General features: G+C 73.0%; 21 protein-coding genes. 12 read left to right on the top strand and 9 right to left on the bottom strand.

Annotated elements, in window-relative coordinates; translation table 11 throughout:
- Positions 1 to 39: 39 nt before the first annotated feature.
- Positions 40 to 537, top strand: a complete 498-nt coding sequence (locus AMK16_RS08935) for a MarR family winged helix-turn-helix transcriptional regulator (protein ID WP_073913464.1) — start codon at positions 40 to 42, stop codon at positions 535 to 537.
- Positions 538 to 728: 191 nt separating this feature from the next.
- Entirely contained in the window at positions 729 to 1,310 is a 582-nt protein-coding gene (locus AMK16_RS08940; RefSeq protein WP_073911431.1) for a PepSY domain-containing protein, read from the top strand.
- A gap of 81 nt (positions 1,311 to 1,391) precedes the next feature.
- On the opposite strand, the gene AMK16_RS38500 is transcribed toward AMK16_RS08940, so the two are convergent.
- The 3 genes from AMK16_RS38500 to AMK16_RS08950 form a co-directional block, all read right to left on the bottom strand.
- The gene (locus AMK16_RS38500) at positions 1,392 to 1,466 is read right to left on the bottom strand and encodes a 50S ribosomal protein bL37 (RefSeq protein WP_099895366.1); all 75 of its coding nucleotides are present in this window, start codon (positions 1,464 to 1,466) and stop codon (positions 1,392 to 1,394) included.
- A gap of 141 nt (positions 1,467 to 1,607) precedes the next feature.
- Positions 1,608 to 2,570, bottom strand: coding sequence for a methylmalonyl Co-A mutase-associated GTPase MeaB (gene meaB, locus AMK16_RS08945; RefSeq protein ID WP_073911433.1), 963 nt, complete (start codon positions 2,568 to 2,570; stop codon positions 1,608 to 1,610).
- A 61-nt stretch (positions 2,571 to 2,631) separates the two neighbouring features.
- Complete coding sequence (locus AMK16_RS08950; RefSeq protein ID WP_073911436.1) at positions 2,632 to 3,834, bottom strand: acetyl-CoA C-acetyltransferase; 1,203 nt, start codon at positions 3,832 to 3,834, stop codon at positions 2,632 to 2,634.
- 137 nt (positions 3,835 to 3,971) lie between these two features.
- On the opposite strand from AMK16_RS08950, the gene mce reads away from it, so the two are divergent.
- The 7 genes from mce to AMK16_RS08985 all read left to right on the top strand — a co-directional run bounded on the left by mce (position 3,972) and on the right by AMK16_RS08985 (position 14,382).
- Entirely contained in the window at positions 3,972 to 4,400 is a 429-nt protein-coding gene (mce, locus tag AMK16_RS08955) for a methylmalonyl-CoA epimerase (protein WP_073911438.1), read from the top strand.
- A gap of 184 nt (positions 4,401 to 4,584) precedes the next feature.
- On the top strand, positions 4,585 to 9,120 hold the full coding sequence (gene scy / locus AMK16_RS08960; RefSeq protein WP_073911441.1) for a polarized growth protein Scy: 4,536 nt from the start codon (positions 4,585 to 4,587) through the stop codon (positions 9,118 to 9,120).
- Between the two features lie 194 nt (positions 9,121 to 9,314).
- Positions 9,315 to 10,253, top strand: coding sequence for a cellulose-binding protein (locus AMK16_RS08965; protein WP_073911444.1), 939 nt, complete (start codon positions 9,315 to 9,317; stop codon positions 10,251 to 10,253).
- Positions 10,254 to 10,368: 115 nt separating this feature from the next.
- Positions 10,369 to 11,397: an ABC transporter ATP-binding protein gene (locus tag AMK16_RS08970; RefSeq protein ID WP_073911446.1), complete on the top strand. Its 1,029-nt coding sequence runs from the start codon at positions 10,369 to 10,371 to the stop codon at positions 11,395 to 11,397.
- A gap of 1 nt (position 11,398) precedes the next feature.
- Positions 11,399 to 12,178, top strand: a complete 780-nt coding sequence (locus AMK16_RS08975; RefSeq protein ID WP_073911449.1) for an ABC transporter permease — start codon at positions 11,399 to 11,401, stop codon at positions 12,176 to 12,178.
- Between the two features lie 135 nt (positions 12,179 to 12,313).
- Positions 12,314 to 13,426 (top strand): ABC transporter ATP-binding protein, encoded by a 1,113-nt coding sequence (locus AMK16_RS08980; RefSeq protein WP_079191419.1) that lies wholly within the window; start codon positions 12,314 to 12,316, stop codon positions 13,424 to 13,426.
- Positions 13,423 to 14,382, top strand: coding sequence for an ABC transporter permease (locus tag AMK16_RS08985; RefSeq protein WP_107417087.1), 960 nt, complete (start codon positions 13,423 to 13,425; stop codon positions 14,380 to 14,382). The genes AMK16_RS08980 and AMK16_RS08985 overlap by 4 nt, the downstream gene beginning before the upstream one ends.
- A gap of 16 nt (positions 14,383 to 14,398) precedes the next feature.
- Here AMK16_RS08985 and AMK16_RS08990 read toward each other — a convergent pair whose 3' ends face one another.
- Positions 14,399 to 14,725: an ATP/GTP-binding protein gene (locus tag AMK16_RS08990; RefSeq protein ID WP_073911452.1), complete on the bottom strand. Its 327-nt coding sequence runs from the start codon at positions 14,723 to 14,725 to the stop codon at positions 14,399 to 14,401.
- Between the two features lie 230 nt (positions 14,726 to 14,955).
- On the opposite strand from AMK16_RS08990, the gene AMK16_RS08995 reads away from it, so the two are divergent.
- The gene (locus AMK16_RS08995) at positions 14,956 to 15,987 is read left to right on the top strand and encodes an LLM class flavin-dependent oxidoreductase (RefSeq protein ID WP_073911455.1); all 1,032 of its coding nucleotides are present in this window, start codon (positions 14,956 to 14,958) and stop codon (positions 15,985 to 15,987) included.
- 27 nt (positions 15,988 to 16,014) lie between these two features.
- Here AMK16_RS08995 and AMK16_RS09000 read toward each other — a convergent pair whose 3' ends face one another.
- Positions 16,015 to 16,407: an SCO5389 family protein gene (locus tag AMK16_RS09000; RefSeq protein WP_073911458.1), complete on the bottom strand. Its 393-nt coding sequence runs from the start codon at positions 16,405 to 16,407 to the stop codon at positions 16,015 to 16,017.
- A 220-nt stretch (positions 16,408 to 16,627) separates the two neighbouring features.
- On the opposite strand from AMK16_RS09000, the gene nucS reads away from it, so the two are divergent.
- Complete coding sequence (nucS, locus tag AMK16_RS09005) at positions 16,628 to 17,299, top strand: endonuclease NucS (protein ID WP_073911462.1); 672 nt, start codon at positions 16,628 to 16,630, stop codon at positions 17,297 to 17,299.
- Between the two features lie 85 nt (positions 17,300 to 17,384).
- Here nucS and AMK16_RS36585 read toward each other — a convergent pair whose 3' ends face one another.
- From AMK16_RS36585 to AMK16_RS09020, 3 genes are all read right to left on the bottom strand, one after another.
- Entirely contained in the window at positions 17,385 to 20,168 is a 2,784-nt protein-coding gene (locus AMK16_RS36585) for an ATP-binding protein (RefSeq protein WP_199885391.1), read from the bottom strand.
- Between the two features lie 182 nt (positions 20,169 to 20,350).
- On the bottom strand, positions 20,351 to 20,674 hold the full coding sequence (locus AMK16_RS09015) for an STAS domain-containing protein (protein ID WP_073911465.1): 324 nt from the start codon (positions 20,672 to 20,674) through the stop codon (positions 20,351 to 20,353).
- A gap of 160 nt (positions 20,675 to 20,834) precedes the next feature.
- Positions 20,835 to 21,683, bottom strand: coding sequence for a 3-hydroxyacyl-CoA dehydrogenase family protein (locus tag AMK16_RS09020; RefSeq protein ID WP_073911467.1), 849 nt, complete (start codon positions 21,681 to 21,683; stop codon positions 20,835 to 20,837).
- A 335-nt stretch (positions 21,684 to 22,018) separates the two neighbouring features.
- Between AMK16_RS09020 and AMK16_RS09025 the strand changes: the two genes are divergently transcribed.
- On the top strand, positions 22,019 to 22,591 hold the full coding sequence (locus tag AMK16_RS09025) for a cob(I)yrinic acid a,c-diamide adenosyltransferase (protein ID WP_073911469.1): 573 nt from the start codon (positions 22,019 to 22,021) through the stop codon (positions 22,589 to 22,591).
- On the opposite strand, the gene AMK16_RS09030 is transcribed toward AMK16_RS09025, so the two are convergent.
- Positions 22,588 to 23,202: a hypothetical protein gene (locus AMK16_RS09030; protein WP_242438664.1), complete on the bottom strand. Its 615-nt coding sequence runs from the start codon at positions 23,200 to 23,202 to the stop codon at positions 22,588 to 22,590. The genes AMK16_RS09025 and AMK16_RS09030 overlap by 4 nt on opposite strands.
- Positions 23,203 to 23,261 lie beyond the last annotated feature (59 nt).

A 23,261-nucleotide genomic window follows, 5' to 3' on the forward strand; every position in this document is an offset into this window, starting at 1 on the left:
GCAATTCAACTTCTTAGGTAGAGTTCACTCATGGAGACCATGGAGACCGAGACGGCCGCCCCCCGGACTCCGTCCGGGCAGACCCCCTGGCTGACCGAGGCGGAGCAGTGCGCCTGGCGCACCCACCTGGATGTCAGCAGGCTGCTGATGCACCAGCTGGAAAAGGACCTCCAGCCCTTCGGACTCACCAACAACGACTACGAGATCCTGGTGAACCTCTCGGAGTCGCAGGACCTGCGGATGCGGATGAGCGATCTCGCGACCGCCACCCTGCAGTCCAAGAGCCGGCTGTCCCACCAGATCACGCGCATGGAGGCGGCGGGCCTGGTCCGCCGCGTGAACTGCGAGTCGGACCGCCGGGGCCTGTACGCGGTGCTCACCGACGAGGGGATGGAGACGATGCGCAAGGTCGCCCCGCACCACGTGGCGTCCGTGCGCCGGCACTTCATCGACATGCTGCCGCCCGAGGCCCTCGCGGCGCTGCGGGAGTCGCTGGGCCCGGTGGCGGAACACCTGCGGGGCAACCGCAAGGCCTGAGGGCCGGCGCGCCCGCGGGCACGGGTGCGCCGCCCCCGCAACCGGCCGGGCGCGCCTGTGCCCCGGACGGGCCGCGGGGCGGGCTCGGCGCGCTGCACCCGGCGGGCGGCCGCAGAATGGGCGTTATCCGCCCACTGCCGGCCACCGTGGGGCAACCTCAGGCGCCCCGGCCGGCCTGAGGAGGTCCATCCATGAAGCGCACCACGTACATCTCCGCGGCCGCGTCGCTGGTCCTTATGCTGGGAGGCCCGGCGGCCGGCGCTGCCGCGGTCCCGGCCGGCGCGGCGAGGGCCGCCCGGGCCGCCACCGCGGCCCGCGCCGACGTCACGGCCGAGGAGGCGCTGGCGGCGGCCCTGAAGAAGCACCCCGGCGTCGCCGAGTCCCTCGACCGGGACGGCTCCGTCTGGCACGTGGACGTGATCGGCAAGGACGGCAAGAGCCACGCCGAGCTGGAGGTCGACAGCGCGAGCGGCGCGGTCACCCAGCCCGACCAGGCAGACAGCGAGGACCCCGGCGAGCACAAGGCCCTGCTCAGCGCCAAGGTGACCGCGGACAAGGCCGGCAAGGCGGCCGTCGCGGCCCACCCGGGCCAGGTCTGGTCGCTGGACTGGGACGGTGACGACGACAGCGGCAAGGCGCCCTACTGGCACGTCGAGGTCAAGACCTCCGGCGGGAAGACCCAGAACGTCACCGTGGACGCCTCGACCGGCAAGGTCACCGCTTCCGGTGCGGACTCGGATGACGGCAACGACAACGACAACGACAACAACTAGCGGGCGCCGCGCCTGACGTGCGCCGGAGCCGCACCCCCGGGTCGGGGGGTGCGGCTCCGGCGCATTCTTCGGGCGGTCCGGTCAGGCGTTGGGACGCTTGCCGTGGTTCGCCTTCTTCTTCTTGCGGGCTCGCTTCTTGTTGCCGCGCTTCGCCATGAACCTCTCCCTCTATCGGGGCATTCCGGGCGTTCGCCAGTCTATGTGGGCCCCCGCGGACGCGCACCGTACGACATCCGGCCACCCGGGTGCCCGGGGGCTGCGCCGACGGTCCCGGGCGCCTGCGCTCCCCCGGTGGGCTCAGGCCTCCGTCAGCGTGTCCAACAGGACGTCCGCGGCCGCGTACGGGTCCAGCTCGCCGTGGGCGACCCGGGCCGCCAGCGCGTCCAGCCGGGCGTCCCCGCGCAGATCGGCCATCCGGGCCCGCAGGGCCGTCACCGCGATCGTCTCCACCTCGCGCGCCGCGCGCACCGTGCGCCGCTCGGCCAGCACCCCGCGCTCGTCCATCCACGCCCGGTGCTTCTCCAGCGCCTCGACCAGCTCGTCGATGCCCTGGGCCCGCGCGGCGACGGTCTTGATGATCGGAGGACGCCAGTCCCCGGCCCCCCGGGACTCGCCGAGGCCCAGCATGTGGTTCAGCTCCCGGGCGGTCGCGTCCGCCCCGTCCCGGTCCGCCTTGTTGACCACGTACACGTCGCCGATCTCCAGGATCCCCGCCTTGGCGGCCTGGATCCCGTCACCCATCCCGGGGGCCAGCAGCACCACCGAGGTGTCCGCCTGCGCGGCGATCTCCACTTCCGACTGCCCGACCCCGACCGTCTCGACCAGGATCACCTCGCAGCCGGCCGCGTCCAGTACCCGGATGGCCTGCGGGGCGGCCCAGGCGAGGCCGCCCAGGTGCCCGCGGGTGGCCATGGAGCGGATGTAGACCCCCGGGTCCGAGGCGTGGTCCGACATCCGCACCCGGTCGCCGAGCAGCGCCCCGCCGGAGAACGGCGAGGACGGGTCGACGGCGAGGACGCCGACCCGCTTGCCCGCCTTGCGGTACGCCGTGACGAGCGCCGAGGTGGATGTCGACTTGCCGACACCGGGTGACCCGGTCAGTCCCACCACGTACGCACCGCCCGTCAGCGGCGCCAGCGCCGCCATCACCTCGCGCAGCTGCGGGGACGCCCCCTCCACCAGCGAGATCAGCCGGGCCACCGCTCTGGGCCGGCCCTCACGTGCCTGGGCCACCAGCTGGGGGACGTCCACCGCCGTCATACGTGCTGCGCTCCTCGGTTCTGGTACGGGTGTCCCCGCGGGTAACGGCGGGTGACGGGGCCTACGCCTTGGGCACGCGGACGATCAGGGCGTCGCCCTGGCCGCCGCCGCCGCACAGCGCGGCCGCGCCGACGCCGCCGCCGCGGCGCTTGAGTTCGAGCGCCAGGTGCAGCACCACGCGGGCGCCGGACATGCCGATCGGGTGGCCCAGGGCGATGGCGCCGCCGTTGACGTTCACCTTTTCCGGCGTCACGCCGAGATCCTTCATTGACTGCACGGCGACCGCCGCGAAGGCCTCGTTGATCTCGATGAGGTCCAGGTCGGAGACCTGAAGGCCGTCCTTCTTCAGGGCGTGCAGGATCGCGTTCGACGGCTGCGACTGGAGGGAGTTGTCCGGACCGGCCACATTGCCGTGGGCGCCGATCTCGGCGAGCCACTCCAGGCCCAGCTCCTCGGCCTTCGCCTTGCTCATGACGACGACGGCCGCGGCGCCGTCGCTGATCTGCGAGGAGGTGCCGGCGGTGATGGTGCCGTCCTTGGCGAAGGCGGGGCGCAGCCTGCCCAGGGACTCCGCGGTGGTCTCCGGGCGGATGCCCTCGTCCTGCGAGAAGACGACCGGTTCGCCCTTGCGCTGGGGGATCTCCACCGGGGTGATCTCGGCCTCGAAGACGCCGTTCTTCTGCGCTGCGGCGGCCCGCTGGTGCGAGGCGGCGGCGAACTCGTCCTGCGGGGCGCGCTCGATGCCCAGGCGGGTGTTGTGCTTCTCGGTGGACTCGCCCATCGCGATGTTCTCGAAGGCGTCGGTGAGCCCGTCGTAGGCCATGGCGTCGAGCATTTCGACGGCGCCGTACTTGTAGCCCTCGCGCGACTTGGGCAGCAGGTGCGGGGCGTTCGTCATGGACTCCTGGCCGCCCGCGACCACGATGTCGAACTCCCCGGCGCGGATCAGCTGGTCGGCCAGCGCGATCGCGTCCAGACCCGAAAGGCACACCTTGTTGACGGTCAGGGCGGGCACGTTCATCGGAATGCCGGCCTTCACCGCGGCCTGGCGGGCGGGGATCTGGCCCGCACCGGCCTGAAGCACCTGCCCCATGATCACGTACTGCACCTGGTCGCCGGAGATCCCGGCCCGGTCCAGCGCGGACTTGATGGCGAAACCGCCGAGGTCGGCGCCGGAGAAGGACTTGAGCGAGCCGAGCAGGCGCCCCATGGGCGTGCGGGCCCCGGCGACGATCACTGAGGTGGTGTTGTTCGATCCGGACATGAGGCACAGCCCCTTGAGGATGAGGAGTGAACGAGGGTTTACCTGAATGTACTGAGCGGTACCCGCGCCGTCACCGGGCTGTCGGTGTGATCGCTGGCACGTTGCGTGACCCCCCTCCTCGGCGGTGCACTGGTCCCATGCTGACAAGAATCGACCACATCGGGATCGCCTGCTTCGACCTGGACAAGACCGTCGAGTTCTACCGTGCCACGTACGGCTTCGAGGTGTTCCACACCGAGGTCAACGAGGAGCAGGGCGTTCGCGAGGCCATGCTCAAGATCAACGGGACGTCGGACGGCGGCGCCTCCTACCTCCAACTGCTGGAGCCGACCCGGGAGGACTCGGCGGTGGGCAAGTGGCTCGCCAAGAACGGGGAGGGCGTCCACCACATCGCCTTCGGCACCGAGGACGTCCGGGGCGACTCGGAGGCCATCCGCAGCAAGGGCGTCCGCGTCCTCTACGACGAGCCCCGCACCGGGTCCATGGGCTCCTCGATCACCTTCCTGCACCCCAAGGACTGCCACGGAGTCCTGACCGAACTGGTCACCGCCGACCCTGACCACTGATGGCCCGATTCCCCGGCCGGTAGAGTGGCCATGGCTCGGCCGGGGTTCGGTGCGGAGACGGGGGTCGGGGCCTTGTGACCCCTGCCCCGGTATCTGACACCATTCCCCCGGGGGCGTCGTTCAGCGGGCGAGCGATGCTCATTTGGGAGTGAGCTTGCGACCAGGGGACGGATGGGACCGCGCTGTGCGGGGCTACGAAAGCCAGGAGAGCCATCAGGCCGAGGCCGATCACCTCTCGCGCTTCGAGGCCGAGATGGAGCGGCTGAAGAAGGAGCGCGGGAAGGCCGTCCAGCACGCTGAGGACCTGGGATACCAGGTCGAGGTGCTGCGCGCCAAGCTCCACGAGGTACGCCGAGCTCTGGCGTCCCGCCCCGCCTACGACGGCGCGGACATGGGCTACCAGGCCGAGCAGCTGCTCCGCAATGCCCAGATCCAGGCGGACCAGATGCGCTCGGACGCCGAGCGCGAGCTGCGCGACGCCCGGGCGCAGACCCAGCGCATCCTCCAGGAGCACGCCGAGCACCAGGCGCGCCTCCAGGCCGAGCTGCACGCCGAGGCGGTCAACCGCCGCCAGCGCCTGGACCAGGAGCTCAACGAGCGCCGCCAGACCGTCGAGGCCCACGTCAACGAGAACGTGGCCTGGGCCGAGCAGTTGCGCGCCCGTACCGAGGCCCAGGCCCGCCGGCTCCTGGAGGAGTCCCGCGCCGAGGCCGAGCAGGCCCTGGGCGCCGCCCGCGCCGAGGCCGCCCGCGTCGCCGAGGAGATCCGGCGCCGGATGGCCGCCGACGCGGAGACCGCCCGTGCCGAGGCCGAGGCGACCCTGCTGCGCGCCCGCAAGGAGGCCGAGCGGCTGCTGACCGCCGCCTCCGCGCAGGCCCAGGAGGCCACCGAGCACGCGGAGCGGCTGCGCTCCACCACCTCCGCCGAGGCGGAGCAGACCCGCCAGCAGACCCTCGACCTCGGCCGGGTCGCCGAATCCCGCGTGCAGGAGGCCGACGCCGCCCTGCGCGAGGCCCGCGCCGCGTCCGAGAAGGTCCTCGCGGAGGCCAAGGAGAGCGCCGCCCGGCAGCTCGCCTCGGCCGAATCCGTCAACGAGCAGCGCACCCGCACCGCCAAGGAGCAGGTCGCCCGGCTGGTCGGCGAGGCCACCAAGGAGGCCGAGGCCCTCAAGGCGGAGGCCGAACAGGCCCTGGCCGATGCCCGCGCGGAGGCGGAGCGGCTGCGCACCGAGGCCGGCGAGCAGGCCCGTACGGCCGCCGCCGAGGACACGGCGGCGCAGCTGGCGAAGGCCGCCCGCACGGCCGAAGACGTACTGAACAAGGCATCGGAAGACGCCCGGGCCACCACCCGCGCCGCGTCCGAGGAGGCCGAGCGGATCCGCCGCGAGGCGGAGGCCGAGTCCGAGCGGCTGCGCCTCCAGGCGGCGGCCACCGCAGATGAGCTCAAGGGCGCCGCGAAGGACGACACCGAGGAGTACCGGGCCCGTACGGTCGAACTCCAGGAGGAGGCGCGCCGGCTGCGCGGCGAGGCCGAGCAGCTGCGCGCGGAGGCCGTCGCCGAGGGCGAGCGGATCCGCGGCGAGGCCCGCCGCGAGGCGGTGCAGCAGATCGAGGAGGCGGCCCGGACCGCCGAGGAACTCCTCGGCAAGGCCAAGTCGGACGCGGACGAGCTGCGCGGCGGGGCGAGCGCCGAGAGCGAGCGGGTGCGCGCCGAGGCCGTCGAACGGGCCACCACCCTGCGCAGGCAGGCCGAGGAGACCCTGGAGCGCACCCGCGCCGAGGCGGACCGGCTGCGCGCCGAGGCCGAGGAGCGGGCGGAGGCCGTACGGGCCGAGGCGGAGGCGGCCGCACTCGCCCGGCGCGAGGAGACTGAGCAGGCCATTGCCGCGAAGCGGGCCGAGGCGGACGGGGAACTGGTCCGGCTGCACACGGAGGCCGAGAGCCGGCTGAACACGGCCGAGCAGACGCTGCGCGACGCCCGCACGACGGCCGAGACCCTCCGCAAGGAGACCGGCGAGGAGACCGAGCGGCTGCGCGCCGAGTCCGCGGAGCGCATCCGGGGACTCCTGGCCCAGTCGCAGGCGGAGGCCGACCAGCTGCGCGGTGAGGCCGCGCAGGACGCCGGGCGGGTGCGCGCGGAGGCCGAGCAGGCCGCCGTACGGCTGCGCGGTGAGGCCGAGGTCGAGGCGGAACGGCTGCGCACCGAGGCCCAGGAGACCGCGGACCGGCTGCGCGCCGAGGCGAAGACCGCCGCCGAGCGGGTCGCCGAGGAGGCTGCGGAAGCGCTGGCCGCCGCGCAGGAGGAAGCCGCCCGGCGCCGCCGGGAGTCCGAGGAGACCCTGGCGTCGGCCCGCACGGACGCGGAGCAGGAGCGGGCGCAGGCCCGCGAGCAGAGCGAGGAGCTGCTGGCCACGGCCCGCAGGCGCTCGGAGGAGGCGCAGGCCGAGGCGGCCCGCCTCACCGAGGAGGCCGAACGGCGCGCGTCCGAGCTGGTGTCGGCGGCCGAGGCCACCGCGCAGCAGGTGCGGGACGCCGTGGCCGGGCTGCACGAGCAGGCCGAGGAGGAGGTCGCCGGACTGCGCAGCGCGGCCGAACACGCGGCGCAGCGCACGCGCACCGAGGCCGAGGAGGAGGCGCAGCGGGTCCGCGGCGACGCCCACGCGGAGCGTGAGCGGGCCGCCGAGGACGCCGAGCGGATCCGCGGCGAGGCGCGTGCCGAGACGGACGCGGCGAAGGCGCTGGCCGAGCGCACGGTCGGCGAGGCGATCGCCGAGGCCGAGCAGCTGCGCAGCGACACGGCCGAGTACGCCCAGCGGGTGCGTACCGAGGCGACGGACGCGCTGGCGGCGTCCGAGCGGGACGCGGCCCGTACCCGGGCGGATGCCCGGGAGGACGCGAACCGGATCCGCGGCGAGGCGGCGGAGGCCCTGGAGGCGGCCCGCGCCGAGGCCGGGCGGATCACCGAGGAGGCGGCGGCGGAGGCCGAGCGCCTCACCCGCGAGACCCTGGCGGCGAACACCGCCCTGGTCGGCGAGGCGACCGCCGAGGCCGAGCGGATCACCGCCGAGGCCGCGGCCGCGGCGGAGGCGGCCCGCGCCGAGGCGGCCGTCACGCTGGACGAGGCGCGCGCCGAGGCGAACCGGCTGCGCAGTGACGCCGCCGAGCAGGCCGACCGGCTCATCACCGAGGCGGCGTCCGAGGCGGACCGGCTCACCGCGCAGACCCGCGCGGCGAACGAGGCCACGGTCGGCGAGGCGACGGCGAAGGCCGGGCGGCTCACGAAGCAGGCGGCGGACACCCTGGCCGCGGCCGAGCGGGACGCGGCGAGGATCCTGGTCGACGCCCGCAACGAGGGCGACCGGCTGGTCGACGAGACCCGCGTGGCGAACGAGGTCACGGTCGGCGAGGCCGCGGCCGAGGCCGAGCGGCTGCGCACGGAGGCGGCCCGGACCCTGGACGACGCCCGCGCGGAGGGCGGCCGGATCATCGGCGAGGCCACCGCGGAGGCGGACCGTGTCACGGTCGCCGCCGATGAGACGCTGGCCGCCGCCGAGCGGGAGTCCGGGCAGACGCTGGACGAGGCGCGCGCCGAGGCGAACCGGCTGCGCAGCGAGGCCGCCGAGCAGGCGGACCGGCTCGTCGCCGGCGCCGCGCAGGAGGCGGCGAAGCTCACCGAGCGGACCCGCAAGGACAACGCGCGCACGGTCGGCGAGGCCGCGAACGAGGCGGAGCGGCTGCGCGCACAGGCGGCGGCGGCGCTGTCCTCGGCGCAGGAGCACGCGACCCGTACCCGGTCGGAGGCCGAGCGGGTCAAGTCGCAGGCGGCGAACGAGGCCGAGCGGGTGCGCGCGCAGGCCCGTGCGGAGTCCGAGCGGCTGCTGGACGAGGCGCGCGAGGAGGCCAACAAGCGCCGCAGCGAGGCCGCGGAACAGGTCGACCGGCTCATCTCGGAGACGGCGGCGGAGGCCGACAAGCTGACCGCCGACGCACAGAAGCAGGCTCTGGCCGCCACCACGGCGGCCGAGGAGCAGGCCGACGCGATGGTGGACGCGGCCCGCAAGGAGGCCGCGCGGATCACCTCCGAGGCGACCGTCGAGGGCAACTCACTGGTGGAGAAGGCCCGTACGGACGCCAACGAGCTGCTGGTCGGGGCGCGTACGGACGCGTCGGCCATAAGGGAGCGGGCGGAGGAGCTGCGCGCCCGCGTCGAGGCCGAGGTCGAGGAGCTGCACGAGCGGGCCCGCCGGGAGTCGGCCGAGCAGATGAAGTCGGCCGGCGAGCGCGTGGACAAGCTGGTGCGGGCCGCGACCGAGCAGAGCGTCGAGGCCGAGGCGAAGGCCAAGGAGCTGGTGTCGGACGCGAGCAGCGAGGCGAGCAAGGTGCGCATCGCCGCGGTGCGCAAGGCCGAGGCGTTGCTGAAGGAGGCCGAGCAGAAGAAGGCCGACCTGGCCCGTCAGGCCGAGAAGGCCCTCGCCGAGGCGAAGGCGGAAGCCGAGCGGCTCGTCGACGAGGGCCGCCGTGAGCTGGAGGTCCTGGTGCGCAGGCGCGAGGACATCCAGGCGGAGATCTCCCGTGTCCAGGACGTTCTTGAGGCGTTGGAGTCATTCGAGGCGCCTTCGGGCGGCGGGAAGCCCGTGGTCGGCGGCCAGGGCGCGGGGGGTGTCAAGGCCGGCGCGGCGGCGGGGTCCACTCGTTCGGGTGGCAAGGCGTCAGAGAGCTAGCCGGCGAAGGGGATGTGTGCTCCTGATGAAGGTTCAGGCGAACGGGTGACAAGCATTCTGTCGCCTTGCCACTCAAAAGGGGTGTCATTGTCCAGATCAAACGTGGATTGACTCGATGACACGCCGTCTGGGCGCCTAGGATTCCCCTTAACACCTCACGTAGCACCTCATCGGTCTCATTCGACAGGAACCCCATGAGCGACACTTCCTCCCCCTTCGGCTTCGAGCTCGTGCGGCGTGGTTACGACCGTGGTCAGGTGGACGACCGCATTACCAAGCTGGTCTCCGACCGCGACAGCGCCCTTGGACGTATCAACTCTCTGGAAAAGCGCATCGAGGAGTTGCATCTCGAAACGCAGAACGCCCAGGCCCAGGTGAACGACGCCGAGCCGTCGTACGCCGGCCTCGGCGCCCGGGTCGAGAAGATCCTGCGGCTGGCCGAGGAGGAGGCGAAGGACCTGCGCGAGGAGGCCCGTCGCGCGGCGGAGCAGCACCGTGAGCTGGCCGAGTCGGCCGCCCAGCAGGTGCGCAACGACGCCGAGTCGTTCGCGTCCGACCGCAAGTCGAAGGCGGAGGACGAGGGCGTCCGGATCGTCGAGAAGGCCAAGGGCGACGCCTCCACCCTGCGCGCCGAGGCCCAGAAGGACGCGGCCTCCAAGCGCGAGGAGGCCGACGCCCTCTTCGAGGAGACCCGCGCCAAGGCCGCTCAGGCCGCCGCCGACTTCGAGACCAATCTGGCCAAGCGCCGCGAGCAGTCCGAGCGCGACCTGGCCTCCCGTCAGGCCAAGGCCGAGAAGCGCCTCGCGGAGATCGAGCACCGTGCGGAGCAGCTGCGCCTGGAGGCCGAGAAGCTGCGTACGGATGCCGAGCGCCGCGCGCGCCAGACCGTGGAGACCGCGCAGCGCCAGGCCGAGGACATCGTGGCCGACGCCAACGCCAAGGCGGACCGCATCCGCAGCGAGTCCGAGCGCGAGCTGGCGGCGCTCACCAACCGCCGCGACTCCATCAACGCGCAGCTGACCAACGTCCGCGAGATGCTGGCCACGCTGACCGGTGCGGCCGTCGCCGCCGCCGGTTCCCCGATCGACGACGAGCCCGTCACGCGCGGCGTTCCGGCGCAGCAGAGCCGCTAGTACGAGCCGTTCGCAGGGCCGCTGTCCAGTGGGCGGTGGCCGTTCGGGCGGACGAGGGGCCGTATGTCACCTGTTTGAGGTGGCGTACGGCCCTTCGGCGTTCTAGCGTGGCCGCATGATCGAGCTCGAGGGACTCACCAAGCGATTCGGCGCGAAGACCGCCGTGGACCACCTCAGCTTCCAGGTCAGACCGGGGGTGGTGACCGGCTTCCTCGGCCCCAACGGGGCGGGGAAGTCCACGACCATGCGCATGATGCTCGACCTCGACAACCCGACCAGTGGCACGGTCCGGATCGACGGCAAGCACTACCGGGAACTGCCGGAACCGCTGAAGTACATCGGAGCGCTGCTGGACGCGAAAGCCATGAACGGCGGACGCAGCGCCTACAACAACCTTCTCTGCCTGGCCCAGTCGAACCGGATCCCGGAGCGCCGGGTCTCGGAGGTCCTGGACCTGGTGGGGCTGACGCCCGTGGCGAAGAAGAAGTCGAAAGGATTTTCGCTGGGCATGGGCCAGCGGCTGGGAATCGCCTCCGCGCTGCTCGGTGATCCGCAGATCCTGATGTTCGACGAACCCGTCAATGGTCTGGACCCCGAGGGAATTCTGTGGATCAGGAATCTCATGAAGGGGCTGGCCGCCGAGGGGCGGACGATCTTCGTCTCCTCGCACCTGATGAGCGAAATGGCGGTGACGGCAGATCATTTGATCGTCATCGGCCGGGGAAAGCTGCTGGCAGACCTGTCGATGGCTGATTTCATCCAGCAGAACTCGCGCAGTTACGTCCGGCTGCGCTCGCCGCAGCAGGAGCGGCTGAAAGACGTCCTGCACGAAGCGGGGATCAACGCGGTCGGCGTCCCGGCCACCGGCGCGCTGGAGATCGACGGCGTGGGCCCGGAGCGGCTCGGCGAGCTGGCCGCCCAGCACCAGATCGTGCTGCACGAACTCAGCCCGCAACGGGCTTCACTGGAGGAAGCGTTCATGCGCATGACGGCGGACTCCGTCGAATACCACGCCCACGCACCGGGCGCCCCGGGCACGTCGCCGGGCTTCCCCCCGGGGGCGGCACCCGGCGGCCCGGGCGGACCCGTCCCCGCCCCCGCCTGGGGCGCCGGGTACGAGGCGACGCGCAAGGGTGGCGAGTGACATGTCCTCCTTCCCCGCCGTCCTCAAGTCCGAGTGGACCAAGATCCGTACGGTCTCCTCGACCCTCTGGACCCTGGCCGCCGCACTCGTCGTCACGGTCGGCATCAGCGCCGGCCTGTGCGCACTGCTGAACAGCACCTTCGACGACATGAAGCCGGAGGAGCGGGCGACCTTCGACCCGACCCTGACCAGCTTCGCCGGCATGACCCTCGGCCAGCTCGCCATGATCGTCTTCGGTGTCCTGGTCGTCGGCAGCGAGTACAGCTCGGGCATGATCCGCACCTCGCTGGCCGCCGTGCCCCGGCGCGGCAGCTTCCTCTTCGGCAAGCTCCTGGTGGCCACCGGCCTCGCGCTGGTCGTGGGTCTGGTCACGAGCTTCCTGTCGTTCTTCCTCGGCCAGGCCATCCTGGGAGAGCGCAGCATCGGCATCGGCGAGCCGAACGTGCTGCGCGCGGTGATCGGCGCCGGGCTCTACATGGCGCTGATCGCACTGTTCTCCATGGGCGTGGCGACGATGCTGCGCAGCTCGATGCTCTCGCTCGGCATCCTGATGCCGTTCTTCTTCCTGGTCTCGAACATCCTCGGCGTGGTCGAGGCGACCCGGAAGGTCGCCCAGTACTTCCCCGACCAGGCCGGATCCAAGATCATGCAGGTCGTTCCGGGGGCGATGGGCAGCGAGCAGCCGCCGTACGGCCCCTGGGGCGGTTTCGGGATCATGGCCCTGTGGACGCTGGCCGCCGTCCTCGGGGGCTACCTCGTCCTGCGCAAGAGGGACGCCTGAGGTACTACGGGGGATCCCAGGGTCGGACTCAGGGTCGGCTCAGGGATCCGCCGCGGAAGGGAACCGTAGGAGACTCGATATCCTCTTAACCCTTACGCGGGCGAGAGTCGTCCCGGCCTGGTAAGGGGCAGCAAGATGATCGAGGCAGTCGGCCTGACCAAGCGCTTCGGCGCCAAGACCGCCGTCGACCAGCTCTCCTTCCAGGTCAGGCCGGGTCACGTGACGGGATTCCTGGGGCCCAACGGCTCCGGGAAGTCCACCACCATGCGCATGATCGTGGGTCTGGACCGGCCCACCGCCGGCCACGTCACGATCAACGGCCTCCCCTACCGGGAGCTGCCGAACGCCCAGCGGCACGTCGGGGCGCTGCTCGACGCCAAGGCCGTGCACGGCGGCCGCCGGGCCCGTACCCACCTGCTCTCCGTCGCCCAGCTCTCCGGGATTCCGGAGAAGCGGGTGGACGAGGTGCTGGCCGTGGTCGGCCTGCAGGACGTCGCCCGGCAGCGTACGAAGGGCTTCTCGCTCGGCATGGGCCAGCGGCTCGGCATCGCGACCGCCCTGCTGGGCGACCCTCAGGTGCTGCTGTTCGACGAGCCGGTCAACGGGCTGGACCCGGAGGGCATCCTCTGGGTCCGCAACCTCATGCGCCGGCTCGCCGCCGAGGGCCGCACGGTGCTGGTCTCCTCGCACCTGATGAGCGAGATGGCGCTGACCGCCGACCACCTGATCGTGATCGGCCGGGGGCGGCTGCTGGCCGACATGGGCACCCAGGAGTTCATCACGCACAACTCGGCCGGATTCGCTCGGGTACGCGCGGCCGACACTGATCGCGATGGCCGGGACACGCTGGGTGCCGCCCTCGCCGCGGCCGGCGGCCGGGTCCTCATGGAGCCCGACGGCGCACTGCGCGTGACCGGGCTGGAGCTCCCCCGCATCAGCGACCTCGCGCACGAGGCGGGCGTGCGGCTGTGGGAGCTGTCGCCGCACCGGGCCTCGCTGGAGGAGGCGTACATGCGCATGACCCAGTCCTCGCTGGAGTACACCTCCACCGAGGATCCGCGCGCCGAGCTGTGGGAGCCGGAGCCGCTGTCCGTCCCGGCCTGGGAGGAGCCGCCCGCCCCGGAGGTCCCGCAGACGGGCTTCTACGCGCCCGCGCCACCCGGACCGGGCGCGCGGCCCTTCCTGATGCCGAGCAACCCCGGCGAGCTCGCCGGGGCCGCCCCGAACAACCCCGAGGACATCCGATGACCGGCCCCACGCCCCCCGGCGCGACCGCGGACGGCGCCGCCGCGACCGGCACGAAGGCGGCGGACGGCGCCGCCGCGCGGCAGCGGTCCCCGGACCGCCGGTCCCCGTCGCCGTCCCCGTCCCGCTCCCCCCAGCCGCAGCCCCACCAGGCGACGGGTTACAGCTCCCCGCTGCCGACGCCGCGACCGCACCTGGGGCACGCCCTGGCCTCGGAGTGGACCAAGATGGTCTCGGTCCGCTCGACCCTGTGGACGCTCACCTCGCTCGTCACCACCGTCGTCGGCATCGGCGTGCTCTTCATCGTGCAGAGCACGGACCCGGACTACGTGACGATCTCCTTCGCCACGCCGGCGCTGTTCGGACTGCTCGTGGGGCAGCTGGCGGTGATGGTCCTCGGCGTCCTGACGATCACCTCCGAGCACGCCACCGGGCTGGTGCGGACCACCTTCACCGCCGCTCCCGAGCGGCTGCGGGTGCTCACCGCGAAGTACCTGGTCTTCAGCGTCACGGCCTTCCTCACCACCGCGGGATCGGTCTTCCTGGTCGGGCTGGCCGCGGCGCTCGCGCACAACGGCTCCGCCGCGGGCACGCACGACGCCGCCGAATGGCTCGGCGCGTTGACGGGCTGTCTCTACGTCACCCTGCTCGGCGTCCTCGCGCTCGCCGTCGGAGCGCTCGTACGGCACTCGGCCGGGGCGATCGCCGTGATGCTGGGTTTGGTCACGCTGCCGCCGGTGATCGGTGCGATGCTCGGCATCTGGGAGGCGGCCGCCCCCGTCGGCCGGGCCTTCCTGGAACACAACGCGCCGGTCGCCCTCATGCAGCTGTTCGGCATGCCGAACGGCACCGATCCCGGCCGGCTGCCCAGCGACCTCTCGCACGTGGTGATCATCCTGCTGGTCACGGGAACCGCGGTGGCCGCCTCCTACGTGACGGTCGCGCGCCGGGACGTGTAACCGGCGCCCGGCGCTCTCAGTACCGCGGCGCGTTGCGGGACCGCTGCACCTTGGAGGTGCGGCGGTCCTTCGCGTTCCAGCACGCCTTGTGCCAATGGCGCCGGTCCTCGACGCCGCCGTACTCGGGCCAGGCCACCACGTGCGGGGTGCCGGAAGGGATCTCCTGGTCGCAGCCCGGGCAGCGGTAGCGCTTGCCCGCCGCGCTCGCGCCCGCGACGTGCCGGACCTTCCACTCCTCGCCCCGGTACTCCTCCGTGCGCTCCAGCCCGTAGCGGTCGAGGCCGGTGCGGGGGCGTTCGTCCGGAGTCTCGCCGCCCCTGGGGCGGTTGTGGCGCGGTGACACGTATACCTCACGGAGGGGCGGGCGGCAGTGACTTTCTCCCAGACTACGCGCAGCGAGGCCGGGTACCCGCAGGGTGGTTGACGAGGGGCCGGTCCGCGCGGAGCGATGGCCCGACAATCCCAATAACTTCCCTGACAGCCCGTGCCTTTGGCACGTGTCGGACGTTGTTGCCATAGGAAGAACCGGTCCACCTGGGGGAGGCCGCGTCAGCCGCGAGGAGGCTAAAGGCGATGCGCGTAGGAGCGTTTGTACTGGCGGCCCAGTTCCCGGGTCAGGGACAGGGAGAGGCGCTGCACCGTGCGGTGCGGACCGCCGAGGTGGCGGAGCAGGCCGGGCTCGATTCGGTCTGGCTCGCCGAGCACCACTTCGTGCCGTACGGGGTCTGCCCTTCGGCGGTGACCCTGGCGGCCCTGCTGCTGGGCCGGACCCGGCGGCTGCGGGTCGGCACGGCGGTCAGCGTCCTGCCGAGCACGCACCCGGTGGCCCTGGGCGAGCAGGCGGCGCTGCTGCACCTGACCTCGGGGGGACGGTTCGCCCTGGGGGTGGGCCGCGGCGGCCCGTGGGTCGACCTGGAGGTCTTCGGCGGCGGCCTGGACTCCTACGAGAACGGCTTCCCGGAGGCCTTGGACCTGCTGCGGCGCTGGCTGTCGCAAGCCCGGGTCGGCGCGGCCGGCGAGCGGTACGCCTTTCGCGAGGTGGACGTCGTACCGCGGCCGTCGGAGGCTCTGGAGGGGGACGGAACGGGCCCGGAGGTGATCGTGGCGTGCACCTCGCCGTCGTCGGTACGGCTCGCCGCGCGGCGGGGGCTGCCGATGCTGCTCGGCATGCACTGCGGGGACGAGGACAAGGCCGCCATGGTCGCGCTGTGGCGTGGTGAAGCGCTGGCGGCGGGCCACTCGCCGGCCCACGTGGCCGGTGCGGACCACGTCTCGGCGGGGGTGTGCCAGCTGGCGGACCGCACGGCGGACGCCCGCGAGACGCTGCTGAAGGCGATGCCGGGCTGGCTCAGGCAGGGTCTGGACGCACATGTGACGGTGGACGGCCGGGCGCGCGCGATGCGGGACCCGGTCGCCTACACGGAGCTCTTGTGCGACCTGCACCCGGTGGGCACCCCGGAGCTGGCGGCCGACCGGCTGGCGGCCACCTCCGAACGGACCGGCATCACGCGTTTCGCCCTCATGACGGAGGGCTCCGGGGATCTCGCCGCGACGGAGGAGAACGTACGGCGCCTCGGCGCCGAAGTCCTGCCCCGCCTCGGCTGAGACCTTCCCGCCGTGGGACGGCGGGAACTAGCAGTCCCGCATCTCGGGCGACTGGTTGAGCAGCTGGCCGCGGATCGAAGTGAACTTGGCCAGCCGGTCGTCCACCGAGGCGTCCAGCGGGAAGACGGCCACCCGGTGACAGTTCTGGAACGCCAGGCGCACTCCGAAGTGCCGCTGGAGCGCACCGCGTATCGCGTCACTCGCGAGAGCGCGCAGCAGCTGGCCGCGCGCCTGCTCGTCGGGCGGCGGCGTCTGGTTGTCGGCGAACTGTCCGCCGTCGACCTTCAGCTGGGCCACCAGCGAGCTGATCATCTCCCATGCGTAGGGCAGGGAGGTCCGGACGCAGTCGACGAAAGCGGCTTCGTCGACCTCGCCTCGCTCGGCCTGTTCGAGTAGGGCCGGTGAGACGTCGAGCGACATGGGTTCTCCTCTCGCGACCCCGGCTGATTGGGTTGCCGGAGTCTTACGGGCAGGGATGGAGGCCGCGACGCAGCGTGCACGCTCGGCAACCTCCCGCTCACCACGGTAGGCGTCCCCAGGGTGACGCACCAGGAGAATGCGCATACAACGCGCCATCGGCGAAGGGGGCTTTCAGGGGCGAATCGCGTGGAGCCCTTCCCGTCGAGTAGCGTTGCCGACCATGCGTCTCGTCATCGCCCGCTGCTCCGTCGACTACGCGGGCCGGCTCACCGCCCATCTGCCCTCGGCACCCCGTCTGATCCTCGTGAAGGCCGACGGCAGTGTCTCGATCCACGCGGACGACCGGGCGTACAAACCGCTCAACTGGATGTCGCCTCCGTGCACCCTCAAGGAGGGGAGCGGGGACGACGCGGGTGTGTGGACGGTCGTCAACAAAGCGGGCGAGAAGCTCATCATCACCATGGAGGAAGTCCTGCACGACTCCTCCCACGAGCTCGGCGTCGACCCGGGGCTCATCAAGGACGGCGTGGAGGCACACCTCCAGGAACTCCTCGCGGACCGCATCGAAACGCTGGGCGACGGCTACACGCTGATCCGCCGCGAGTACATGACGGCGATCGGGCCCGTGGACATCCTGTGCCGGGACGCCTCCGGCGCCACGGTCGCCGTGGAGATCAAGCGGCGCGGCGAGATCGACGGCGTCGAGCAGCTGACCCGCTACCTGGAGCTGCTGAACCGCGATCCCCATCTGGCGCCGGTCCGGGGCGTGTTCGCCGCCCAGGAGATCAAGCCGCAGGCCAGGGTCCTGGCGTCGGACCGCGGGATGGACTGCGTGGTCCTGGACTACAACGCCATGCGGGGCATCGAGGACGACAAGCTGCGCCTCTTCTGAGGTGCGGGCCCACCCGGCACCCCCGCACTCCGGCATTTACACGACGCAGCGGCTCCGTCCTCCGGGACGGAGCCGCTGTCGTTCGTCAGCTCCGGACGGCGCCCGTGCCAGTGGCGCCGCCCGTGCCCGTGGCGGTGGCCGTGACCGGTGTGGGGCCGGTGGGCGCGGGCGGGGAGGTGTCCGGCGGGCTCGGCGACGGGGCGGACGGTGTGGGGTCGGCGCTCGGGGGCGGCGGGGAGACCGGGCTGCTCGGCGGTGATGGCGGCGTGGCCGAGGGAGGGCGGCGCGACGGGGTGCGGGACGGGGTGCGGCCCGGCGTCGGAGCGGCGCCCCCGCCCGGTGTGGTGGCCGGCGGCGCCGCCGGGGCCTGCGGATCGGAAGGCTCCGCTGCAGGATCGTTCCCTCCGGTTCCCGGAACGGCCGGCGGGGCCACCCGGGTCGGGGTGGACGACACCGCCGGGCCCTGCGCCGGGGGCGGGGTGTCCGAGGAGTCCATGGTGAGGCTGACCACCGTGCCCAGCGCGGCCACGGCCAGTACTCCCGCCCCGGCCAGCAGCACCCGGCGGCGACGGCCGCGGTCCGCGGCGGGCGCGGAGGCGGGGGCGGTACGGGGGGCGGCGGGTGCCGGCTTCGGCGGCGGCGGGAAGGCGTCCTCGAACACGGCGGCCAGCTTGCCGGACTCTTCCTGGCGCCGGATCACCGGACCGACGGGCGTCACGGCCGTGAGGGGTGCCAGCGGATTCACGGGGGACGCAGGGGTCATGGGAGAGACATGGTTCACGGGCGTCACCGGGGCGATCCGCGTGACCGCCTCCGAGGCGGCCCGGCCGCCGGCGGCCGGCAGCCCCGGGGCGCGGCCACCGGACACAGGCGTCGTAGCGGGCATCGGCGTCGTAGAGGCCATCGCCGTCCCCGGCGTCCCCGGCGTCACCGGCGTCACCGGCGTGACCGGCGTCACCGGCGTCACTGCCGTCGCGGCCGTCCCCGGGTCCGCGGGGGCGGGCGGCGCTCCCGCCGGCAGGGCGAGCGTGGCGGCGGTGGATCCGGCGGCTGCCACCGGCGGTTCCAGCCGCAGCGGCGGCGACACGGCCACCTCCGCGGCCTCCCGGTCCACGACGAGCGCCAGCGCCCGTCGGCCCGCCACGGTGCCCCGCTTGTCCGCCAGCGCGCCCCGCAGCCCGATCGAGGTCTCCAGTTCGGCCCGCGCCCGGTCCAGGCGTCCCTCACAGAGCGCGAGGACGCCGAGTTCGTGATGGAAGTACGCCTGCTCGGCGACCTCCCCGGCCTTGCGCGCGGCCTCGGCGCCCGAGCGCAGCACCCGCTCCCACGCCTCCCAGTGCAGGGAGGCCGCGAAGGCCGGAGCCGCCGTCCGCGCGAGCAGCACCGCCGCCACCACGTCCGCGCCGGCCAGCGCGGCGAGCACCGCGTCCGCCTCCGCCGCGATCCGCTCCGGGGACACCGAGGCGTGCCCGGTCCACCAGGCGTAGTGCCGGGCGGCCGTACGGGCCTCCTCGGCCGCGGTGTCGCCGTACCCGGCCTCTTCCAGCTGCCATGCGACGCCGTCCGCCAGCCGGTAGCGGGTGCCGACCGGTGTCAGCAGTCCGCAGTCCAGCAGTTCCGCCACCGCCGAGTCGGCGTGGGTGTCGCCCACCAGCGCCGGCAGGTGCGCGTGGTGGGGCAGTTCCCCGCCCAGGGCGCAGGCGATCCGCAGGGCCGCGCGCGCGGACTCGCTGACCCGCGAGGCGAGCAGCCCGGCCGGGGCGGCGGCCTCGGCCAACGTCGGCAGCGGCACCTGTGCGGTGTCGCGGGGGCGTTCCTCGAAGACGCCGGGCTCCTCCTCGTCGTCGTCCTCGTCGGTGTGGTTGAGCTCGTCGCGCTGCCGCAGGAGGGCGGCGGCCTGGACGAAGCGCAGGGGCAGCCCTTCGGAGGCGAAGCGCAGATCGCCCGCCCAGGCGGTCTCGGCGTCCGTCAGGGGACGGCCAAGGCGCGCCTCCAGCAGGTGCAGGCAGTCCCCCTTGCCCAGGCCGCCGAGGGTGACCTCTTCGAGGTGCGAGTCGGCGGAAGGCGACCGGGTCTCGGGGGTCGCCGCGAGCAGGTAGGCGCATTCGGGGGTGGCGCGCAGCAGTTCGTCGAGGGCCGATCCGCCCATCTCCAGGTCGTCGAGGAGGACGACGGCGCCGATGTCGCGTACGCGGGCGAGCAGTTCGATGCGGTCGGGCCGGATCGCCGGAGCCTCGTACACGGCGGCGTAGAGCGCGTGGAGCAGTTCGGAGGGCTGCTGGTGGCCCTGGCCGCAGAGCCGTACGACGCCGTCGGGGGCGAGGCCGGCGCACTGGGCGGCGACCGCGTCGAGGAGGGCGGTGCGGCCCGATCCGGCGGGTCCGGTCAGGCGTACGGAACGGCCGCGGCCCAGCAGGCGCACGAGTCGTTCGCGCTCCTCCTCGCGTTCGAGCAGGCGGCTGGGCGCCGTGGGGGCTCCGGGCAGTGCGGGCGGCCGTGCGGCGGCGTCGCGGGCGCTGCGGGCGGCGGCGTCGCGCTTGGCGGGGCGGCCCGGGCGCGTGCCGGGACGCAGGGGCTCGATCTCGCTGCCGTCGACCGGGTTGACGGTGAGGCTGAAGTCGCCCGCGGTCAGGGTGACGACCCGGGCGGGGCCGGAGGGCGCGGGCGGCGCCGCGGAGGGCGCCCCGGGCGCCGGTATCGCCGCGGGTACGGTCCCGGGCGCCGGTATCGCGGTGGGGTCCGGTCGCGGCGCAGGCGTCGCGCGGGAACCCCGTTCGGCGGAGGGTACGGCGGTGGAGCCCGTCCCGGGCGCGGCGGACGCGCCGCCGGGCCGTTCCTCCGGATCGGCCTGCCCCTGTGTACGGTCCATGACCCAGTCCCCCGATCGCGCCGTGCGCCTCGCCGTCGTACCGCCCGGCCTTCGCACGTGCCGCTATCGCTACTGGTCCGGTTTCCGCCCGAACCCTAGACGGTGGCCCGTCGTGCACGGAACCGCAGGGGGGCCATCACCACCGGACCGTTACGTTTCCGCAGGGAAACGGAACAGCTCGTTCACACCCGGGGCAGGCTCTCCGCCTCCAGGCCGCCCTCGATCGCGAGGATCCGGTGGAGCCTGGTGGCGACGAGCAACCGCTGCATCTGCGCGGGCACGCCGCGCAGGACGAGCCGGCGCCCGGTCCGGCCGGCCCTGCGGTGCGCACCCATGATCACGCCGAGGCCGGTGGCGTCCCAGGAGTCGAGCCCGGTGAGGTCGAGCACGAGGTCGCCGTGGCCGTCGTCGAGAGCGGTGTGCAGGGCCGTACGGGCGTCCGCCGCGCTGCGCACGTCGAGGCGGCCCCCGACAGCGAGTTCGGCGTGGTCGCCCCTGATGTGCATGTGTACTCCCGGCGGTACTGCGTACGTCTGGTCCGTGGTCGGCAACTCTCACTGCAACTGACAGCCGCGCGGGCGGGGAAGTTGCCGACCGTGAGCGAACCGATACCTAATTCACCCCGAGGGGTGACGGCGTTCGAACGATGGTGCTCAGTGGTCCGGCTCAGTGCTTGTAGAAGCCCTGCCCGCTCTTGCGGCCGATGTCGCCCGCGTCCACCATGCGGCGCATCAGCTCCGGCGGCGCGAACTTCTCGTCCTGGGATTCGGTGTAGATGTTGCTGGTGGCGTGCAGCAGGATGTCGACCCCCGTGAGGTCCGCGGTGGCCAGCGGGCCCATCGCGTGCCCGAAGCCCAGCTTGCACGCGATGTCGATGTCCTCGGCGGAAGCCACGCCCGATTCGTACAGTTTGGCGGCTTCGACGACCAGCGCGGAGATCAGACGGGTCGTCACGAAACCGGCGACGTCGCGGTTGACGACGATGCAGGTCTTGCCGACGGACTCGGCGAAGGCCCGGGTGGTGGCGAGGGTCTCGTCGCTCGTCTTGTAGCCGCGCACGAGTTCGCAGAGCTGCATCATCGGGACGGGCGAGAAGAAGTGCGCGCCGACGACCCGCTCCGGACGCTCCGTCGCGGCCGCGATCTTGGTGATCGGGATGGCGGAGGTGTTGGAGGCGAGGACGGCGTCCTCGCGCACGATCTTGTCCAGGGCCCGGAAGATCTCGTGCTTGATCTCGATCTTCTCGAAGACCGCCTCGACCACGATGTCGGCGTCGGCGGCCGCGTCGAGGTCGGTCGTCGTCGTGATGCGTGCGAGGGCCGCCTCGGCGTCCTGGGCGGACAGCTTGCCCTTGGAGACGAACTTGTCGTACGAGGCCTTGATCCCGTCCGTGCCCCGGGTCAGCGCGGCGTCGGTGACATCGCGCAGCACGACGTCCCAACCCGCCTGAGCGGAGACCTGCGCGATTCCCGAACCCATCAAGCCGGCACCGATGACGGCGAGCTTCCCAGCCACTGCACACCCCTCGTTCTTGACCACGGCCCAGTCTCACGGCCTCTCCGGCGGAGACTAGCGCCCGGGCGGTGCGGTGTGACCGTGAAGTAACACGCGTCACGTCTCAACTGACGGACATCACACCGGCGCGGCCCAGCAGTGGCCGGGCCGCCCGCAGTTGGCCCGCGCCGGGGCCGCAGGAAGGCCGCGAACGGGCCCGACCGGAGCCTGACCAGGGCCCGACCGGGGCCCGAGGAGGGGCCCGAGGAGGGCCGCCCCGCGGGCCGGCAGGGGCCGGACCGCGGGGCGTACGGCCGGCCCGGGCCGCCCGGCGGGAGACCGCCTAGGCTGGCGGCATGGTGAACCTCACGCGCATCTACACCCGTACCGGCGACAAGGGCACGACGGCCCTGGGCGACATGAGCCGCACGGCCAAGACCGATCTGCGGATCTCCGCGTACGCCGACGCCAACGAGGCCAACGCGGCCATCGGGACGGCGATCGCCCTCGGCGGACTGCCGCAGGACGTCGTGAAGGTCCTGGTCCGGGTGCAGAACGACCTGTTCGACGTGGGCGCGGACCTGTGCACCCCGGTGGCCGAGGACCCCCAGTACCCGCCCCTGCGCGTGGAGCAGTTCTACGTGGACCGGCTGGAGGCGGACTGCGACTCCTTCAACGAGGAGCTGGAGAAGCTGCGCAGCTTCATCCTGCCCGGGGGCACCCCCGGCGCCGCCCTCCTGCACCAGGCGTGCACGGTGGTACGGCGCGCCGAGCGCTCCACCTGGGCGGCGCTGGAGGTCCACGGCGAGGTGATGAACCCGCTGACGGCCACCTACCTGAACCGTCTCTCGGACCTCTTGTTCATCCTGGCCCGTACGGCCAACAAGGAGGTCGGCGACGTGCTGTGGGTGCCGGGCGGCGAGCGCTAGCGGTTTTCGGCCACTTCGCGCGGCGGCGCCCCACCCGAGGGCCGCTCGTGCGCCGGCGCTGGGGCCGCCGGCGCTGGGGCCGCGGGCGCCTTGCGCGGCCAGATCGAGTAGGTGGCGGCGATGACGGCCTGGATGGCGAGGACGCGCAGGGCCGCGAACTGCCAGTTCCGCAGACCGCCGGTGTCGGCCGCGTCGCCGGCGTACCAGATCGCGGCCTGGAGCAGCCCGACCGCGACGGCGGCCGCCACCAGGGTGCGGACCCACAGTTTCCACTCGTGGACGGCCCGGGCCTTGCCGTACGCGGGACCCGGTGGCCTGGGACCGCCGCCGAACCGGTGGGCGGCGTGCCGGTCGAGCCACGTCACCGTGTAGTGGCCGTAGCCCACGGTGTAGCCGATGTAGAGCGCGGCCAGACCGTGCGTCCAGCCCGGCTCCCCGCCGTTCTTCAGGTCCAGGGTGGTGACGGCCAGCAGCGCCACCTCCAGCAGCGGCTCGCACAGCAGGACCGCGGCGCCCAGCCCGGGCTTGCGGGCGAGGTGGCGCAGGGCCAGGCCGGCGGCCAGCAGCACCCAGAAGGCGATCTCACAGGCGACGATCAGGGCGACGAGCACGGCACACTCCCTTTCCGGTTCCGGGCGGGGCTCGCGACGGCGGCTGCCGCCCAGGCTCC

The sequence above is a fragment of the Streptomyces sp. CB00455 genome, assembly GCF_001905445.1.
Lineage (GTDB): Bacteria > Actinomycetota > Actinomycetes > Streptomycetales > Streptomycetaceae > Streptomyces.